Source organism: Mesorhizobium sp. P2_F5 (genome assembly GCF_056403715.1).
The window spans coordinates 492,669-506,127 of sequence record NZ_JBFUEY010000004.1; the positions used below are offsets into that span (position 1 = coordinate 492,669).

The 13,459-nt window shown below is 64.2% G+C and carries 12 protein-coding genes and 1 pseudogene; 5 read left to right on the top strand and 8 right to left on the bottom strand.

Going from position 1 to position 13,459, the window contains the following annotated elements; genetic code table 11:
- Nucleotides 1-21: 21 nt before the first annotated feature.
- A complete protein-coding gene (locus AC1DYO_RS08875; protein WP_477262287.1) occupies nucleotides 22-1,398 on the bottom strand; it encodes an aminotransferase-like domain-containing protein in 1,377 nt (458 codons plus the stop codon).
- A 130-nt stretch (nucleotides 1,399-1,528) separates the two neighbouring features.
- On the opposite strand from AC1DYO_RS08875, the gene AC1DYO_RS08880 reads away from it, so the two are divergent.
- Nucleotides 1,529-1,915, top strand: a complete 387-nt coding sequence (locus AC1DYO_RS08880; RefSeq protein WP_477262289.1) for a DUF983 domain-containing protein — start codon at nucleotides 1,529-1,531, stop codon at nucleotides 1,913-1,915.
- Nucleotides 1,916-1,940: 25 nt separating this feature from the next.
- On the opposite strand, the gene AC1DYO_RS08885 is transcribed toward AC1DYO_RS08880, so the two are convergent.
- Together AC1DYO_RS08885 and AC1DYO_RS08890 are read right to left on the bottom strand one after the other, a co-directional pair.
- The gene (locus tag AC1DYO_RS08885) at nucleotides 1,941-2,498 is read right to left on the bottom strand and encodes a GNAT family N-acetyltransferase (protein WP_477262291.1); all 558 of its coding nucleotides are present in this window, start codon (nucleotides 2,496-2,498) and stop codon (nucleotides 1,941-1,943) included.
- 55 nt (nucleotides 2,499-2,553) lie between these two features.
- The gene (locus tag AC1DYO_RS08890; protein WP_477262293.1) at nucleotides 2,554-3,003 is read right to left on the bottom strand and encodes a GatB/YqeY domain-containing protein; all 450 of its coding nucleotides are present in this window, start codon (nucleotides 3,001-3,003) and stop codon (nucleotides 2,554-2,556) included.
- Between the two features lie 258 nt (nucleotides 3,004-3,261).
- Here AC1DYO_RS08890 and carA point away from each other — a divergent pair, with 258 nt between their 5' ends.
- Nucleotides 3,262-4,479 carry a glutamine-hydrolyzing carbamoyl-phosphate synthase small subunit gene (gene carA, locus AC1DYO_RS08895; RefSeq protein ID WP_477262295.1) on the top strand — a complete coding sequence of 406 codons (1,218 nt, stop codon included), beginning with the start codon at nucleotides 3,262-3,264 and terminating at the stop codon, nucleotides 4,477-4,479.
- Between the two features lie 2 nt (nucleotides 4,480-4,481).
- On the opposite strand, the pseudogene AC1DYO_RS08900 reads toward carA, so the two are convergent.
- The 3 genes and pseudogenes from AC1DYO_RS08900 to ypfJ all read right to left on the bottom strand — a co-directional run bounded on the left by AC1DYO_RS08900 (nucleotide 4,482) and on the right by ypfJ (nucleotide 7,778).
- Nucleotides 4,482-5,401 (bottom strand): annotated as a pseudogene (locus AC1DYO_RS08900) (aldo/keto reductase).
- Nucleotides 5,398-6,663 (bottom strand): TCR/Tet family MFS transporter, encoded by a 1,266-nt coding sequence (locus AC1DYO_RS08905; RefSeq protein WP_477262297.1) that lies wholly within the window; start codon nucleotides 6,661-6,663, stop codon nucleotides 5,398-5,400. Before AC1DYO_RS08905 ends, AC1DYO_RS08900 begins: the two are co-directional and overlap by 4 nt.
- 176 nt (nucleotides 6,664-6,839) lie before the next feature.
- Nucleotides 6,840-7,778: a KPN_02809 family neutral zinc metallopeptidase gene (gene ypfJ, locus AC1DYO_RS08910; protein ID WP_477262299.1), complete on the bottom strand. Its 939-nt coding sequence runs from the start codon at nucleotides 7,776-7,778 to the stop codon at nucleotides 6,840-6,842.
- A gap of 190 nt (nucleotides 7,779-7,968) precedes the next feature.
- Here ypfJ and AC1DYO_RS08915 point away from each other — a divergent pair, with 190 nt between their 5' ends.
- Nucleotides 7,969-10,053 carry a hypothetical protein gene (locus tag AC1DYO_RS08915; protein WP_477262301.1) on the top strand — a complete coding sequence of 695 codons (2,085 nt, stop codon included), beginning with the start codon at nucleotides 7,969-7,971 and terminating at the stop codon, nucleotides 10,051-10,053.
- A gap of 29 nt (nucleotides 10,054-10,082) precedes the next feature.
- On the opposite strand, the gene AC1DYO_RS08920 is transcribed toward AC1DYO_RS08915, so the two are convergent.
- Nucleotides 10,083-10,271 carry a hypothetical protein gene (locus AC1DYO_RS08920; protein WP_477262303.1) on the bottom strand — a complete coding sequence of 63 codons (189 nt, stop codon included), beginning with the start codon at nucleotides 10,269-10,271 and terminating at the stop codon, nucleotides 10,083-10,085.
- 98 nt (nucleotides 10,272-10,369) lie between these two features.
- Nucleotides 10,370-10,825 (bottom strand): manganese-binding transcriptional regulator MntR, encoded by a 456-nt coding sequence (gene mntR / locus AC1DYO_RS08925; RefSeq protein WP_181058845.1) that lies wholly within the window; start codon nucleotides 10,823-10,825, stop codon nucleotides 10,370-10,372.
- A gap of 242 nt (nucleotides 10,826-11,067) precedes the next feature.
- Between mntR and AC1DYO_RS08930 the strand changes: the two genes are divergently transcribed.
- Nucleotides 11,068-12,426 (top strand): Nramp family divalent metal transporter, encoded by a 1,359-nt coding sequence (locus AC1DYO_RS08930; RefSeq protein WP_477262305.1) that lies wholly within the window; start codon nucleotides 11,068-11,070, stop codon nucleotides 12,424-12,426.
- Nucleotides 12,427-12,538: 112 nt separating this feature from the next.
- The gene (locus tag AC1DYO_RS08935) at nucleotides 12,539-13,399 is read left to right on the top strand and encodes a protein-L-isoaspartate O-methyltransferase family protein (protein WP_477262307.1); all 861 of its coding nucleotides are present in this window, start codon (nucleotides 12,539-12,541) and stop codon (nucleotides 13,397-13,399) included.
- The last annotated feature ends 60 nt before the right edge of the window (nucleotides 13,400-13,459 follow it).

Below are 13,459 nucleotides of genomic sequence, written 5' to 3' on the forward strand. Positions count from 1 at the left end.
CAGCACCGATCATCAGCGGCGTCAGACTGGAGCGGGCGCGTATCCTGAGTTGCCCGCAAGGATCGAGACGAGGCTGCGCAGGCCCTGCTCGAGCCTTTCCCTGCTGGACGCCGCGCCAAGCGCCAAGCGCACGCCTTTGGCCCCATCAGGAATAACGGAAAACTCCTCCGCTGGACTGAGCGCCAATCCCCGGCGCCGTGCGAGATCGGCGAGTTCCAAAGAGCTCAGCCGCCCTTCGAGAGAATACCAGAGATGCAGGCTGGACGGCGCCGAGGCGAAACCCCGGGGCAGGATCATGCGCGCCACCTCCAGTCTCGCTTGCGCTTCGATGCGCACTGCGGCGGTGATCTCGCCGGCGAGGCCGTTGCGTATCCATTCGCAGGCGAGGCCTGTCATCAGCGGCGGCGCCATCATCGTGGTTCCCCGGATGGCTTCGGCAATCCGCTCGATGGCCTCGGCGCCCGGTCCCACCAGGAACGCGGTGCGCAGGAACGGCGAGACACATTTCGCCATCGTCGCCACATGGATGGTGCGCTCGGGCGCCAGGTTGAGGAAGGAAGGCGGAGGCGCGACAACCAAGGGACTGTACGGATCGTCCTCGATGATGAGCAAGCCCAGCCTGCCCGCCACCCGCGCCAGATCCCGGCGGCGTGTCTCCGGCATGACCAGCGCCGACGGATTGTGCATCGTCGGATTGATATAGAGGATGCGCGCGCCGTGTCGTCGCACTGCCTCCTCGAGATAGTCCGGCCGCATCCCTTGATCGTCACGTTCGACACCGGCCAGTTCGCGCTTCGTCGTCCTGGCAAGCGCTTTCAGGCCCGGATAGGTCAGCGCATCCGTGACGATGGTGTCACCCTCGCGGGTTTGCGACAGAAGAACGGCTGCGAGCAAAGCCTGCGCGCCTGAACCGACAACCACCCGATCGACCGGCAGCCTGTCGCCGGTCGCAGAGAGCCACGCGGAACCGGCGGCACGCTCGGCGGGCGAACCGGGCCCGGGATGGTAGGCCAGAAGCGCCTCCGCGCTCGAACGCCGCAGCAGTCCGTCAATGCCGCTTCGGATCAATGCCGGCAGGCTGAGGCCTGCTGGCCCAGGCGGGATGTTCATGCTCAGATCCAGGATCGGTTCCTCGGCCTCCCCCGGCGTAACGAAGGTTCCTCGCCCAGCGGCGGCGTCGATCAGATTGCGGCGGCGAGCCTCGGTGAACGCTCTGGTGACTGTGGTCAGATCGACCCCCAGCAATCGGGCCAGTTCACGCTGCGGCGGCAATCTGTCGCCCGGCTGCAGGCGGCCGCTCGAGCGCGCGTTGGCAAGCGCGTCGGCGATCCTGAGATAGATCGGCCCGGGGCCTTCTCCCACATCGGAAAGCCATCCGAGCCCGCCGTCACCAATCATCTTGCTACCGCCTTCATCCTTGTGCCATACATTTTGTCGCACTGTATGCATACAACTACGATACTAGTATGTATCGCAGACCTCAAGGCTGGATAAGGCGTCTATGATGAGGTCGTCTGGAGTGACCATCATGCACGATCACGCGCACTATCCCCCGCTTGTGCCATGGCAAGTCGGAATTCGCGGCCGTTGCCCGCGCTGCGGCGAAGGCCGACTGTTCGATGGATTTCTGACGCTTGCGCCAAAATGCGATGTATGCGGGCTCGATTACTCTTTCGCGGATCCGGCCGATGGCCCTGCCTTCTTCGTGATCTGCTTCGCCTGCGTCCCTTCCGTGCTTTTCGCCGTCTGGGCGCAAGTGACCTTTGAACCGTCTATGTGGTTCCATGTCCTCGTTTCGTTGCCCATAGTTTTTGCGACCTGCATTCCACCCCTGAGGCCGCTCAAAGGTTGGCTCGTGGCAAGTCAGTTTTACCATAAGGCGGAAGAGGGCAGGCTGGCCAAGCCCGGCGAATAGCGCCGCCAAAACCCGCCTACAAGACCTAGAGATCGATCCGGAACAACAAGCTCTCGGCGCCGCCATACACGGCGTCCTTGATGAACGGGCCAACTAACCGGCCGCCATTGGCCAGCACCACCTTCTGCGAGGCCGGATTGTCGAGGTCGGTGGTGAGTTCGACATACGGCAAGCCGACCGCCCTTGCCTCGGGGAGCATCAGCCGCAGCGCTTCGGTGCCGTAGCCGCGTCCGCGCTTCCAGGGCACCACGGCATAGCCGATATGGCCGAGCACATGCGAGGGCAGCGCCGACGTTCCGGGCTGCCAGCGAAAGCCGATCGAGCCGACGGCCTCGCCGTCCCAGATCCAGCGCCGGAAGCCGGGCAGCCGCGGTACGGTCGTGCCATCGGGCAGAGTGATGGGCGGACCCTTGGCCTTGGGATCGTCGAGGCCGGCCAGGAACGCCACCGGATCCTCCTCGATGGCCGCCAACTCCGCGCGCGTCGCCTCCTCAAGCCGCACATTGTCCGGCGACCAGCCGCGCTCGAGCGCGGCCTTGTAGGACGGCAGATGTTCGAGCGCGGGTTTGACGATTTCGATCATGACGACAGACGACTTGGCGTCCGGCCCGCAAGCCAGATGTAGCCGCGGACAATCCCTACTGCAGCAGGCCCTTGACGATGCCGCTTGCCTTGCCGAAATCCATCTGGCCGGCATATTTCTGCTTCAGCGCGGCGATCACCTTGCCCATGTCCTTCTGGCTGGCCGCGCCCGTGGCTGCTATCGCTTCTCGCGCTGCCGCAGTCACCGCGGCATCGTCCAGTTGCGTAGGCAGGAAGCCACGGATGATCTCCATCTCGCCGCGCTCCTGCGCCGCCAGTTCCGGCCGCTTGCCGTCCTCGAACGCCTTGGCCGATTCCTCGCGCTGCTTCACCATCTTGGCCAGGATCTGCAGGATCTCCTCGTCGCTGGCCGGCTCCTTGGCGGAGCCGCGATTGGCGATGTCGCGGTCGTGAATGGCGGCCTGGATCAGCCGCAGCGTCGGCAGCCGGTGCTTGTCCTGCGCCTTCATCGCGCTCTTCAGGGATTCGGCGATTTTTGCGCGCATGATGCTTTCTCCTTCGAACGGCGCGGACAATAACCGTCGCGAACTCGCAAAGCAAACGTGCCAAGCCTCTGATATCGTTCGACGAAACAAATGCTCGCCGTTTTGGCCAGGCAACATTGACCGCTCTGGCGCCTTCCCCTATGTACTCGGCCTTGCATAAGACAATGAATTGATGCGCGCAGGCTTGAGAAATCGGCCGCGCGGTTTGCTGCGCAGATGGCTTGCCATCGAAGCGCGCAGCTAGATAGGAGCGCCGCCATGGCCGAGATGACGCCTGCGTTGACCCCCGCCTGGGCAACCGAAAAGCCGACCGCCCTTCTGGTGCTGGCCGACGGCACCGTCATCGAAGGTCGCGGCCTCGGCGCCTCAGGCTCCGCCGTCGCCGAAGTCTGCTTCAACACCGCACTCACCGGCTACCAGGAAATCCTCACCGACCCGTCCTATGCCGGCCAGATCGTCACCTTCACCTTCCCGCATATCGGCAATATCGGCACCAATGACGAGGACATCGAGGACCTCAACCCGGTCGCCCGCGCCGGTGCCGTCGGTGCTGTGTTCAAGGCCGATGTCACCAACCCGTCCAACTACCGGGCCGGCACCGGCCTCGACCAGTGGCTGAAGAAGCGCGGCATCGTCGCCTTGTCGGGCATCGACACCCGCGCACTGACCGCGCTGATCCGCGAAAAGGGCATGCCCAATGCCGTCATCGCCCATGCGCCCGACGGCGTCTTCGACATCGACGACCTCAAGCGCCGCGCCGCGGCCTGGTCCGGCCTGATCGGGCTCGACCTCGCCAAGGAAGTTACCTCAGGCCAGTCCTCGGTCTGGCGCGAAACGCCCTGGGTCTGGAACGARGGCTTTGGCGAACAGGCCGAGCCGTCGATGCACGTCGTGGCCATCGACTACGGCGTCAAGCGCAACATACTGCGCCTGCTTTCAGGCCTCGGCGCCAAGGTCACCGTGGTCCCGGCCAGCACCGGTTCGGAAGAGATCCTTGCCATGCAGCCGGATGGCATCTTCCTCTCCAACGGCCCCGGCGATCCGGAAGCCACCGGCGACTATGCCGTGCCGGTCATCCAGGACCTGCTCAAGACCGATATTCCGGTGTTCGGCATCTGTCTCGGCCACCAGATGCTGGCGCTGGCGCTGGGCGGCAAGACCGCCAAGATGCACCAGGGCCATCACGGCGCCAACCACCCGGTCAAGGACCACACCACAGGCAAGGTCGAGATCGTCTCGATGAACCACGGCTTTGCCGTCGATGCCGACTCGCTGCCCGAGGGCGTCGAGGAAACCCATGTCTCGCTGTTCGACGGCTCGAACTGCGGCATCGCGCTCACGGGACGTCCGGTGTTCTCGGTCCAGCACCATCCCGAGGCCTCGCCAGGCCCGCAGGACTCGCACTATCTGTTCCGCCGCTTCGTCAATCTGATCCGCGAAAAGCGCGGCGAGGAACTGCTGGCCGAGCGGGCCTGATCTTACGCCACCGGCCGGCCTTCGCTCGCCTCCAGAATGGCGAACCATTGCTGGCGGTCGAGCACGATATCGAGTGCCTTGACCATGGCCGCCAGTCGCTCCGGCTTCATCGTGCCCAGCACTGGCACCAAGCGGGCGGGGTGGCGCAACAGCCAGGCAATGGCGATAGCGGCAAGATCGGCCACACCGGTTTCCGCCGCCACTGCCGCGATTGCTGCCCTGACCCGCGCCTCGCGCCCTTCCTTGCCGGTGAACAGCGAGCCGCCGCCAAGCGGCGACCAGATCATCGGCGCATAAGCGAGCCGCTGCGCGTGATCGAGGCTACCATCGGTCAGCGCATTGGTTTTCAGCACCGACATCTCGATCTGGTTGGTGGCGAGCGCAAACGGCAGCCGCGAGGCTAGAAGGTCGAACTGGGGCGGCGTGAAGTTGGAGACGCCGACCGCCCTCACCTTGCCCGACTGACCAGGCCGGCAAGAGCCGCGGCCGTCTCGTCGGCATCCATCAGCGGATCCGGTCGATGCAGCAGCAACAGGTCGAGATAATCGGTGCCGAGATTGGCGAGCGAACGGTCGACCGACGCAACGATGTGGGCGGCGCTTGTGTCGTAGTGCTTCAGACGGTTTTGCGGCCGGTTGCCGGAGGCCAGCATGATGTCGCATTTCGAGATCAGCTCGATGCTCTCGCGCTTGCCTTTCCAGCGCGAGAGCCCGGCGCCGAACGCCGCCTCCACCTCGTAATTCCCGTAGATGTCGGCATGGTCGAAGCTGGTCAGGCCGAGATCGACCGCGTTGCCGATCAACCGGGCGACCTGATCGGCATCCGGGCGCGCGGCGCTGTCGAGCAGGCGCCAGGCGCCGAACACCAGCCGCGACAGCGACACCCCGTTCCTGGTCAGCACAACGCGGCTGTCAGGGCTCATACCTGTGCTCCATCTTCAGCGACGCCGGTGGCGGCGCTTCTCACCGTCGCTGGCCGCGCAACTTTCGTCACAAAGACGATGACTGCAAGCGTCAGGAAGCACGCGCCAACCAGATAGGGCGCGCCGCCGAATATCACCGGCGCATTCGGCCCCGTGAACCAGGAAAAGATCGCGGTATAGAGCAGCGGCGTGATGATCGAGGTGATCGAGAAGATCGAGGTCATCGCGCCCTGCAACTCGCCTTGCGCCGAAGGCGGCACCTTGGCGGCGGCAAGGCTCCTCAGCGGTGGGTCGGCCAGCGCTTCGAGGCAGCCGACGACGATCACCGCGTAGATCATCCAGCCTTGCGAGGCGAAGGCGTAACCGAAGGCGCTGGCCGCGGTGAATGTCAGGCCGATCACCGCCGTCCTCCATTCACCAAGTTTTGGGATCACGCGCGGCAGCACCGTCGCCATGACGATCGCCCCGCACAGGCCGAAGGCGCCGAGCGAGAAGCCGATCTGCTGCTCGCTCCAGCCATAGCGGTAGTTGGAGACGAACGACCACACCGCTGGGTACATCATGTGGCCGAGCGTCATCAGGAAAAAGGCGAGCCCGATCCAGCCGATGCCTTGGTATTGGCGCATCTGCAGCAGCGTGCCGACGGGGTTGGCGCGTTTCCACTCGAAGCGGCGGCGGTGCTTTTCCTCAAGTGTTTCCGGCAGGAAGAACAGCGCGATCAGGAAGTTCACGAAGGCAAGCCCGGCGGCGAAGTAGAACGGCACACGCGGCCCGAACGTGCCGAGCAGCCCGCCCAGCACCGGGCCGATGACGAAGCCGACGCCGAAGGCGATGCCGAGCAGGCCGAAATTCTTCGCCCGGTTGTCGTCGTTCGAGATGTCGGCGATGAAGGCCGACGTCGTCGAATAGCTGGCGCCCGAAATGCCGGCCAGCACACGGCCGATGAACAGCATCGGATAGGACCAGGCGATGGCGCAGATCAGATTGTCGATGGAGAAGGTCAGCACCGAGGCGAGCAGGATCGGCCGCCGCCCGAAGCGGTCGCTCAAGCCACCCATGATCGGGGCGAAGAAGAACTGCATCGCGGCATAGACGAAGAACAGCCAGCCGCCCTCGATCGCCGCTTCGCTGATGCCGACGCCGGACAACTCCCTGAGAAAGGCCGGCAACACCGGCATGATCATGCCGAAGCCGATAATATCCAGCAGCAGCGTGGTGAAGACGAGCGCAAGGCCCCGCCTGGCGGTTCTGGGGTCGATCATGATGGCGTCTGCTCCCTGGGACCGCCCTTGGGCGGGCGCCCGTTATAGGCGAGACGTCACTTTGGAACAATAGGAGAACGCCTCAGGCGTTCTCCTCCTGACATCTGTTGCCGGTGATGTATCGGCCCGTCAACGGATGCGCTTTCAACCGCAGTCGGCTGAAACTCGCGAGCGCCTCAGATTGGACCCGTCAGCGTATTGCAATCCGACAGCTTGCCGCTCTTGTAGCCGCGCGCCAGCCAGGTCTGCCGCTGCTGCGACGTGCCGTGGTTGAAGCTTTCCGGAACGACATAGCCCTGCATCTTCTTCTGCAGCGTGTCGTCGCCGATCTGCTTGGCGGCGTTCAGCGCCTCCTCGATGTCGCCCTGTTCCAGAATGCCCTTCTGCGCGGTGAAATGCGCCCACACGCCGGCGAAGCAGTCGGCCTGCAGCTCGATGCGCACCGACATCTGGTTGGCTTCGGCCTCACCCATGGACTGCCGCATCTGGTTGAACTTGGGCAGGATGCCGGTGAGGTTCTGCACATGGTGGCCGACCTCATGCGCGATCACATAGGCCTGGGCGAAATCGCCCGAAGCGCCGAACTGCTGGTCGAGTTGCTGGAAGAAGGTGGTGTCGAGGTAGACCTTGTGGTCGCCGGGACAATAGAACGGTCCGGCTGCCGTCGAGGCGGAGCCACAGGCCGAGCGGATTTGGCCGCTGAACAGCACCAGCTTCGGATCCTCGTATTTCAGGCCCTGTGACTGGAAGATGCCGGTCCAGGTCTCTTCGGTCTCGGCCAGCACGGTCGCCACGAACTGCTTCATCTCGTCGGAAGCAGGCGTGCCCGCGCCGTCGCCCTGGCCGCCGCTGTTGTCGGTGATCTGGCCGCCGCCGCCCGGCAGCACGCCGCCGCTGTCGCCGCTGCCCAGGATCTGCGAGGGATCGAAGCCGAAATACCATCCGGCCAGCACCACGAGGATGACGAGCAAGATGCTGCCGCCGCCACCGGTGCGGCCGCCGATCGGAACGCGGAACTGGCCAGGACTGCCGCCGCCGAAACCACCACCGCCGCCGCCGCTGTCGCTGCGCTCGTCCTCGACATTGTCACTCTGACGGCGGCCCTTCCAGAGCATGGCAACTCCCCGTGATGCAAATTTCCGGCGGACCCGGTCGATGTCATGGCCAGGTCCGACCCAACAAACAATTATCCGAATGGTTGCACCAAGTCACAGTATTTTTCATGCGGGCGCCGTCGTGGGTTCGCGCTCTGGTCGAGGCGCCATAGGCACTGTAGAATCCGGTTCGAACGGGGGTATCAGGGGCTTGCGGACGATCGGCCGATTTCTGTTGCTGGCGGTGCTGCTGTGCCTCGGCCCGTGGCCGGCGCGCGGCGTCACGCTCGATTCCAGCGTCGCCGTGACCGATCCCGAGACATTGCAGGCACTCGAGCGCGGCGGTCTTTCCATCAGCCGCCTGCTTGGCCCGGCGCTGGGCCTCACCCGCGAGGTCGACAATCGCGGCCTGTTTTCGGTGCGCGCGCTAACCCCGGTGCGCAACGCCGTCAAGCAGGAGATCGCCGACGAGCCCGCCGGCAGTCCCGATCCCTATGTCGCCGCGCTGGCAAAGACGAAGGATCCCAGCCAGAAATTCAACCCGAAATACATCGACGATGACGGCTCGACGCTCGACCTGACCGGCGTCGTCAACCGCATGGACCGCGGCTATCTCGGCCACACCGAATGCGGCGAGATCCGGCTGATCTACCGCTTCCATTATTCGGTGGCGGAGAAGCCGGCGAAGGGAAAGCCAACCGGGGGAAAGACGGCGCAACGCATTTCGTCGCGCCTGCCGCTGACCATGAGCCTGGTCTTCAACGCCAAGCCCGGCGAGGCGCGCGCCCGCGCTTCGAGAGACCGTCCAAGCGCCACCGCTGTCTCATGTGCCGATGTCGCCAAGCGCTGGCTGGCCGCCGGCCAGAAAGATCTTGCGCCCGATCAGCTCGCGGCCTGGCTGCGCTCCGATGACGGTCCGCTTTCGAACGCCATGCTGAATTCATCGCAGATCATGCGGCTCGAACTCAACATGCAGGTTCTCCGGCTATCGGCCTCAAGCCGGCGCGACTTCGGCGGCCATGCCGAATATCTCCTCAAGATTTTCAAATGGGATCCGGCGACTTCCACCTTCCAGGAGTCGAAGATGGAGAACCAGATCGACAGGAAGATCGTGCTGGCCGACCGGCCCGCCTTCGCCAAATGGCTGCTTACCGACCGCAACATCTACGACCTCGATCGCGGCCGGCTGGTGATCGACGACAAATTCCTGGCGACCAGCGCCGTCTCGGTCGCACCCGGCGGCATGGCCAGATCGCAAAACAACATCGCCTATGGGCTGCTCGACGATGCCGATATCGACAAGGCGCTGAAGGACTATGTCGCCATGGGCAACGAGTTGCGCAGCGTGAAATCGGTGGCCGGCTTCAATCTGCGCCTCAACGATATGACCTGCACCGGCTGCCACCAGACGCACGGCATTGCCGGCTTCCACTACACCGGCGCCGATCCGGCCAGCGAGCCGCGCCGCAACGCCGTCTTCGTGCCGGGCTCCGCGGTGTTCTTCGCCGACCTGCCGCGCCGTCGCGCCATCGTCAAAGAGTTCGCCGCCGGAGGCCATCCGGATTTCTCGCGCGGCTTCGCCGCCCGTCCGGATGCGAAATATGCCGAAGCGCTGAAAGGCACCGATCTCTACAATGGCTGGGGCTCGATCTGCTACAGCGGCGAGGATGCAAGCTTCAAGGACTGGAGCTGCGGCGCCGGCCTGCGCTGCGCCGGTGTCCATGAAAGCGCCATCCATCCGGGCTTCGGCACCTGCGTCAGCGAAGCCGGCACCCAGGTCGGCGATCCCGTCGAGTTCGGCGAGATCAAGATGTCGAAATGGGGCAGCGACCAATATTGCCGCCTGTCGCCGGCCACCGCAAAAGCCTGCGCCATCGATCCGGCGCGCGACAAGAAACCGCCGATCAAGCCCGCCGGCTATGGCGCGGCGCGCCAGCGCTACGACAATCCCGAGCAGAAGACCGGCGGCTTTCCCGGCGGCATGCTGCGCAAGGCGAGCTGCGACAAGCTTCCTGACGAGGCGAGTTGCGGACGTCTGGCCAAGACCGGCTTCAACGACTGCATCGCCTCGGGCAAGGACCACAAATTCTGCACCAAGGAATTCACCAAGACCGCCGGCCTGCGCGCCTGCGACAAGGCGCATCCTTGCCGCGAGGACTATATCTGCACAGCCGGCTACGACGATCTAGCCGAGGCCAAGCCCGGCAAGGGCACCTGCATTCCGCCGTACTTCATCTTCCAGTTCCGCGTCGATGGCCATCCGCGCAGCTGGGTGCAGGATGTGAGCGAAGAATAATCTGTGCGTTGGCGCTTGCGGCGGAGAACTCAGCTCTTCTGCTTGGCGCCGGCGCTTTTGCCATCCGAACTTTTGGAGCGCTCCTCGAAACGCGCGGCGCCCTTCTTCAGCGGCCGGCCGGTTTCGGCCTCGGTCTTGCGCTCGTCCTTGGCGGCCGCCTGCTTCAACCCCCTGGCAGCCTGCTTGCCCTTCGCGGTCGGTGCCTGTTCGACGCTCATGGTTTCCTCCTTGGCACGCAACAATCGCGCGCGACGTCAGGAGCAACGAGCCTGAGGTGCGGAGGTTCCGGTGGACTTTGGTCCGAGGCAGGCAAGCCTCAGCGCGGCGCGATCATCGCCTTGCGAAACGCTTCCAGCGTCTCGGCGCTGACATGGTGCTCGATGCCCTCGGCATCGATGCGCGCCGTTTCGGCGCTGACACCGAGCGAGCGCAAAAAGGCTTCCACCGTCTGGTGGCGGATGCGGCTTTCCTCCGCCACCTTGCGGCCGGCATCGGTGAGGAACACGCCGCGATACGGTTTCCGGGAAACGAGCCCGTCGGCGCACAGCCTGGTCAGCATCTTGGCCACCGTCGGCTGGGCGACGCCGAGCCTCGCCGCGATATCGACCTGACGCGCCTCGTTGCCGTCCTCGATCAGGTCGGCGATCAGCTCGACATAATCCTCGACCAGCGCGCTGCGGCGCGCTTCGCGCGTATGCCGGAAGCCTTCGGAATGGACGTCGGCATCCGGAAGCGGCTCTTCGCGTCGAACCGGTTTGTGCTTCAGCGCCAATACGTGTTCCCTCTTGGCTTTCGACAAATCAATCGCCCTTTGCCATTCATAGCACGGGCTTAACTGTTCCAGCCGTTTATTTGCATTCCATGGCAGGCGCAACCGGCGTTTGCGATCACCCCCTGCGCGTCCATCGGCTCCCCCGCAAGAAGCACATACAATGAAATATAGCCTATTGCATAATGTTGAGCCCCGGCATAGATAGGATGGCAGATACCAATCCCTCCAGTGGAAAGCCTACCATGTCCGAAGCCGACGCAACCGTGGGATCAGCCTGGCGATTTGACAGGCCGGAAGACAATCCGCCCAGTCTGCGTGAGGTGAATTCTACAATCGCGGTGCCGCAATCCGGCGTCTGGTTCCGCCGTCTGTTCGCCTTCATGGGGCCGGGCTACATGGTTTCGGTCGGCTATATGGACCCCGGCAACTGGGCAACCGACCTCGCCGGTGGCGCCCAGTTCGGCTACACGCTGCTCTTCATCATCATGCTGTCCAACCTGATGGCGATCCTGCTGCAGGCACTTGCCGCCCGGCTTGGCATCGCCACCGGCCGCGACCTCGCCCAGGCCTGCCGCGCCTACTATCCGCGCCCCGTCAGTTTCGTGCTGTGGATCGCTTGCGAACTCGCCATCATCGCCTGCGACCTCGCCGAAGTGATCGGCACGGCGATTGCGCTGCAGCTTCTGTTCGGCATTCCGCTGATCGGCGGCGCCATGCTGACGGCGCTCGACGCTTTCATCGTGCTTTTGTTGATGAACAAGGGGTTCCGCTATCTCGAAGCCTTCGTCATCGCGCTTCTGATCATCATCTTCGGCTGTTTCGCCATCCAGATCTTTGCCGCCGCGCCGCCGGTCGGCTCGATCCTGCATTCGATGTTCGTGCCGTCGACGGAGATCGTCACCAACCCGGCGATGCTCTACATCGCCATCGGCATCATCGGCGCCACGGTCATGCCGCACAATCTCTATCTGCACTCCTCGATCGTGCAGACGCGGGCCTATGAGCGGACCGAAAAGGGCAAGCGCGACGCCATCAAGTGGGCGACGACCGACTCGACCATTGCGCTCGTCCTGGCGCTGTTCGTCAACGCTTCCATCCTGATCGTCTCGGCCGTAGCCTTCCACGGCACCGGCCATCAGGATGTCGCCGAAATCGGCCAGGCCTTCGAGCTCTTGTCGCCGCTGCTTGGCCTCGGCATCGCCTCGATCCTGTTTGCGGTGGCGCTGCTGGCCTCGGGCCTCAATTCGACGGTGACGGCCACACTGGCCGGCCAGATCGTCATGGAAGGCTTTTTGCGCCTGCGCATCCCGCAATGGGCGCGCCGGCTGCTGACGCGCGGCATCGCCATCGTTCCGGTCGTGATCGTCACCGCGCTCTACGGCGAAAAGGGCACCGGCCAGCTGCTGGTCTTCAGCCAGGTAATCCTGTCGATGCAGCTGCCCTTCGCGGTCATCCCGCTGGTGCAGTTCGTCTCCGACAAGGAGAAGATGGGCAACCTTGCCATTCCGCGTAGCGTCGCGGCCCTTGCCTGGGTGGTCGCCGCCATCATCCTGGTGCTCAACTTCAAGCTGCTCTACGACACCGTCTTCGGAGTCGGCTGAATTTCCATCTCGTTGTTTTAACGCAATTCCGGACGGAAAACCGCTTCACACTTTTCCTGGAATTGCTCCAGACCGCGACAAACCGGCGGCTTGCGCTATCTTGTAGCGCATCATGACAAGTGTCGAAGACGCCAGGAAATTCTACGCGCAACTGATGGCGGCCAATGCCGGCTCGGCCGATCCGCGTCTCGAAGAGGCTTTCGCCACAGTGCAGCGCGAAGCCTTTCTCGGCCCCGGACCGTGGACGGTGGTCGCCGGCAGGGCGCTCGCCACCGGCAACGGCAGGATCATGACGCCGAGCGCCGATCCGGTTCACATCTATCAGGACGTGCTGGTGGCGCTCGATGCCGACAAGGGCATCAACAATGGCGAACCCTCCCTGCACGCCATGTGGATTGCCAGGATCGCCCCCAGATCGGGTGAGGCCGTCACGCATGTCGGCGCCGGCACCGGCTATTACACCGCCTTGCTGGCCCGGCTTGTTTCGCCGGGCCGGGTGACCGCCTTCGAACTGGAGGCCGATCTTGCTGCCAGAGCGACAAAGAACCTCGAACCCTACCGCAATGTGGGCGTCGTCCATGGCGACGCCGTCACCGGCGATCTGCCGCCTTCCGACATCATCTATGTCAACGCCGGTGTTGTGGCGCCGCCGGTTGCCTGGCTGCGGGCGCTGAAGCCCGGCGGCCGCATGATCTTTCCCTGGCGTCCGTCTCAGAGCGTCGGCCTTGCCGTGATGGTGACCCGCGCCGACAACGGCTTTGCCTGCGACCCGTTCATGCGATCATGGTTTATCCCTTGCGTTGGCGCCTCGGTTGCCAGCTCCGCGGCGAAGATCCCCGATCTCCAGAAAGCGGCGCTCAGTCGCTCGATCTGGCTGGCGGCTGACAAGACGCCCGACCGGACCGCCACCGCTATCATCGGCGATGTCTGGTTTTCGTCACAGGCTCCTGGCAGCGGGCTAAAGCGGCAATAGGTATCGTTTTTTGCCGTTACCTGTCGGACGGCCGCCGGCCCGTCCGTCCTTGGATCGAAG

What these genes read in the sequence shown, in the direction of transcription:
- AC1DYO_RS08875 (WP_477262287.1), bottom strand. Translation starts at nt 1,398, where the DNA reads ATGATTGGTGACGGCGGGCTCGGATGGCTTTCCGATGTGGGAGAAGGC.
- AC1DYO_RS08880 (WP_477262289.1), top strand. Translation starts at nt 1,529, where the DNA reads ATGCACGATCACGCGCACTATCCCCCGCTTGTGCCATGGCAAGTCGGA.
- AC1DYO_RS08885 (WP_477262291.1), bottom strand. Translation starts at nt 2,498, where the DNA reads ATGATCGAAATCGTCAAACCCGCGCTCGAACATCTGCCGTCCTACAAG.
- AC1DYO_RS08890 (WP_477262293.1), bottom strand. Translation starts at nt 3,003, where the DNA reads ATGCGCGCAAAAATCGCCGAATCCCTGAAGAGCGCGATGAAGGCGCAG.
- AC1DYO_RS08905 (WP_477262297.1), bottom strand. Translation starts at nt 6,663, where the DNA reads ATGATCGACCCCAGAACCGCCAGGCGGGGCCTTGCGCTCGTCTTCACC.
- ypfJ (WP_477262299.1), bottom strand. Translation starts at nt 7,778, where the DNA reads ATGCTCTGGAAGGGCCGCCGTCAGAGTGACAATGTCGAGGACGAGCGC.
- AC1DYO_RS08920 (WP_477262303.1), bottom strand. Translation starts at nt 10,271, where the DNA reads ATGAGCGTCGAACAGGCACCGACCGCGAAGGGCAAGCAGGCTGCCAGG.
- AC1DYO_RS08930 (WP_477262305.1), top strand. Translation starts at nt 11,068, where the DNA reads ATGTCCGAAGCCGACGCAACCGTGGGATCAGCCTGGCGATTTGACAGG.
- AC1DYO_RS08935 (WP_477262307.1), top strand. Translation starts at nt 12,539, where the DNA reads ATGACAAGTGTCGAAGACGCCAGGAAATTCTACGCGCAACTGATGGCG.